We start from the raw sequence: 234 nt of genomic DNA, 5'->3' as shown, positions 1-234 counted from the left end.
GGACGGGGCGCCGGGCGAAGATGTTGCCCACGCCATCGTTGCTCTCGCTGCAGCCCTCATCCTTGCTAAATTTGACGAACAGGTCGCGGGCCTGTCGATCGAGGTCGGTCAACGCCAGGCGGCAAACCCCGCCCTTGGCCGTGGCGCCGAGCCGGGACAGGTCCATCAGCGATTGCCAGAGCCGTTCGCCATTGATATGGCGCAAGCTAGATTTCAGAACGTCCTGTGTAATTT

Annotated in this window: 1 pseudogene; it reads right to left on the bottom strand. The window is 61.5% G+C overall.

The annotated features are described in order from the left end of the window. Nucleotides 1–232, bottom strand: a pseudogene (locus tag M2D63_RS26165) (Zn-dependent hydrolase); the annotation flags it as partial. Between the last annotated feature and the right edge of the window lie 2 nt (nt 233–234).

This window comes from Pseudomonas sp. BJa5, from assembly GCF_030272875.2.
Lineage (GTDB): Bacteria > Pseudomonadota > Gammaproteobacteria > Pseudomonadales > Pseudomonadaceae > Aquipseudomonas.
This window is presented reverse-complemented; position numbering and strand designations above follow the sequence as displayed.